Source organism: Shewanella sp. 11B5 (assembly GCF_002836795.1).
Classification (GTDB): Bacteria; Pseudomonadota; Gammaproteobacteria; order Enterobacterales; family Shewanellaceae; genus Shewanella; species Shewanella frigidimarina.
This window is the reverse complement of the sequence record NZ_PJAP01001070.1, coordinates 1-2,402: the sequence shown is the minus strand read 5'-3', so window position 1 is coordinate 2,402 and position 2,402 is coordinate 1. Positions and strand designations below refer to the sequence as shown.

The following is a 2,402-nucleotide window of genomic DNA, read 5'->3' as shown; positions in this document are numbered from 1 at the left end:
GCAAAGTTACAAGATTAATAACTAATTGTTTTATATGAACTTTATGTGGTTATAACTGCAACTTTCTGCAACATTTCAATATTTAAGTGTTACACGCTTGTTTTAAAAGGATTTAATCATGTCTAGACTTAAAAATGGCTATGGATGCCACAAAAAGAACATTCGCATAATGATGATTGATAACCATATTGTGGCTAAGGTTGGCTTGGGCAAAAACCAAACAACAACCATCAGTTTATGTGATATTCATATCCTGAAGGAGCACAGCTTTTATGCTCATCAACGTAAAGACGGTAAATATGTTGCTAGAAGTAACAAGAATGGAGCTTATCTTCACCGTCTTTTAATGACCCCTAACGATGAACAAGAAATTGACCATGTAGATGCTAACCCGTTGAATAACACCAGAGGTAACATGCGACGCTGCACAGCAAGGCAGAACAGTCTTGCTAAGAAAACACCATTACTACAAGGATTTAGTGGTATCCATAAAACTAAGGGAGGCTGGTACAAGGCTCTTGATGATATAGGAAGAAAGGTTGGCAAATATCCCACAGCCTTAAAAGCCGCAAAAGCTAGAGATGAATTGATACTGGAAACCTATTTTCATAGTCATTCAGGAGAAGAGCTACATACCTATAGCTTCATTGATTGGAATTTAGAAACACCACCTCAAGCAAACGAATCAGAAGACTACTTATTTGATGCTATTCAAGATGCACAGTCGCTCTCATGGGAAGTATTGCAAGAAGAAGGATGGCGTTGCTAATAAAAAAGGGATACCGCTGTCTTCAGCTAGGTATCCCTTACTGTCTACATTACCGTCTACACGAAAATGTAAAACATTGATTTATAACACATTAAATCTTGGCGCTCGGCTTACATCATGCCGCCCATTCCGCCCATACCACCCATTCCGCCCATATCTGGCGCAGAATCTTGTGGTACTTCAGCAATCATCGCTTCTGTTGTGATCATAAGACCAGCAATAGATGCGGCGAACTGTAGTGCGCTACGAGTTACTTTAGTTGGGTCTAGGATACCCATTTCTAACATGTCACCGTAAGTGTCGTTACCAGCGTTGTAACCGAAGTTACCTTCGCCGTTTTTAACAGTGTTAGCGACAACTGATGCTTCTTGACCAGCGTTAGTTGCTATTTGACGTAAAGGCGCTTCCATAGCACGTAGTGCGATTACTACACCGTGCTTTTGGTCTTCGTTCAATACTTCAACATCTTTAATTTTGCTTGCTACGCGAACAAGGGCAACACCACCACCGGCGACCACACCTTCTTCAACCGCTGCGCGAGTTGCATGCAATGCATCTTCTACGCGAGCTTTTTTCTCTTTCATTTCAACTTCTGTTGCTGCGCCAACTTTGATGACTGCAACACCGCCAGCTAACTTAGCCATACGCTCTTGAAGCTTTTCTTTGTCGTAGTCTGAAGTTGAATCTTCAACTTGTTGTTTGATTTGCGAAACACGTGCAGAAATTTGCACTTGGTCGCCACTACCATCGATGATTGTAGTGTTATCTTTAGTGATGATTACGCGCTTAGCTGTACCTAAATCTTCTAGAGTGGCTTTTTCAAGTTCTAGACCGATTTCTTCAGCGATAACAGTACCGCCAGTTAGGATAGCAACGTCTTGAAGCATTGCTTTACGACGGTCACCAAAGCCAGGAGCTTTAACAGCAGCAACTTTAACGATGCCACGCATGTTGTTCACAACGAGTGTTGCTAATGCTTCGCCTTCAACGTCTTCTGCAACGATAAGCAATGGCTTACCTGTTTTAGCTAGACCTTCAAGGATTGGCAACAATTCACGGATATTAGAAACTTTTTTGTCTACTAATAAAATGAATGGGCTGTCTAATTCAATGCTGCCAGTTTCTGGCTTGTTGATGAAGTATGGTGATAAGTAACCACGGTCAAACTGCATACCTTCAACAACGTCTAATTCGTTTTCAAGCGCTTGGCCTTCTTCAACGGTGATAACGCCTTCTTTACCAACTTTTTCCATTGCGGTTGCAATGATGTCGCCGATTGACTCGTCAGAGTTAGCAGAAATTGTACCTACTTGAGCAATGGCTTTAGTGTCTGAACATTCTTGAGAAAGTAGTTTAAGTTCAGCAACGGCTGCGATAACTGCTTTGTCGATACCGCGCTTAAGGTCCATTGGGTTCATACCCGCTGCAACTGCTTTTAGGCCTTCAACAACAATAGCTTGTGCTAATACTGTTGCAGTAGTGGTACCGTCACCGGCAGCATCATTGGCTTTAGAAGCAACTTCTTTAACCATTTGTGCGCCCATGTTTTCGAACTTGTCTGTTAGTTCGATTTCTTTAGCAACTGACACACCATCTTTGGTGATCATTGGCGAACCAAAGCTTTTATCTAAAA

Annotated in this window: 2 protein-coding genes; one reads left to right on the top strand and one right to left on the bottom strand. The window is 41.9% G+C overall.

Going from position 1 to position 2,402, the window contains the following annotated elements:
- Window positions 1–118 precede the first annotated feature (118 nt).
- The gene (locus CXF78_RS20400) at window positions 119–769 is read left to right on the top strand and encodes a numod4 motif family protein (RefSeq protein WP_102037782.1); all 651 of its coding nucleotides are present in this window, start codon (window positions 119–121) and stop codon (window positions 767–769) included.
- A gap of 110 nt (window positions 770–879) precedes the next feature.
- On the opposite strand, the gene groL is transcribed toward CXF78_RS20400, so the two are convergent.
- Window positions 880–2,402 (bottom strand): chaperonin GroEL (groL, locus tag CXF78_RS20395; RefSeq protein ID WP_102037781.1); only part of this gene is annotated, 1,523 nt, incomplete at its 5' end.

Coding starts and splice junctions, on each gene's coding strand:
- CXF78_RS20400 (WP_102037782.1), top strand. CDS start 119: ATGTCTAGACTTAAAAATGGCTATGGATGCCACAAAAAGAACATTCGC.